The organism is Tsukamurella conjunctivitidis, assembly GCF_007858475.1.
GTDB lineage: Bacteria > Actinomycetota > Actinomycetes > Mycobacteriales > Mycobacteriaceae > Tsukamurella > Tsukamurella conjunctivitidis.
The window spans coordinates 1-556 of the sequence record NZ_VIGX01000233.1 but is presented as its reverse complement, the minus strand read 5'-3'; the positions used below and the strand labels follow the sequence as shown (position 1 = coordinate 556).

At 36.2% G+C, this 556-nt stretch carries 1 pseudogene; it reads left to right on the top strand.

Going from position 1 to position 556, the window contains the following annotated elements:
* Positions 1-216, top strand: a pseudogene (locus FK530_RS27675) (MHS family MFS transporter); the annotation flags it as partial.
* Positions 217-556: the final 340 nt, after the last annotated feature.

Here is a 556-nt window from a genome sequence, read left to right as displayed (position 1 = left end):
ACCCATGTGCGTTATACAGCACTCTCGCTCTGCTATCAGATTGCACCAATATTAGCAGGCTCATGGGCGCCACTTATCTCATTAGCGTTACTAGATCACTTTAATAGTTCAGTTCCAATCTCAATCTATCTTGTCTGTGCGAGTTTGATCTCTATTGTTTCAATCTCGTTAATTAAGGAGACAAAAGGACGCTCGCTCAGTTTTGATGATAAGTAGAAAGGAGATGATCTAATAATATGGATACTTTTTAGAATATTGATAATAAATACTAATGGGGATTGTTTTATCCCCATTTTTTTTAGATGAAAATGATTACAAAATCGATCGCTGCTTTATCGGTTTTGATAATATCGGTTTCATTTTTAATCTTCTCGCCGGCATCTTGTTGTACGGTCTGCCGCAGACTTGAGAGCTGTGCTATGGTCTCTTTATAATTTTGGCACAATATTTCTCTTGTTCTTTTCTCTCAATTATTATTTATCTTGAAAACAATCCTATGATAATGACTCCTAAACAAAGAGATAGTCGGCTAAGTCACAATTTTATCGGGATGAGC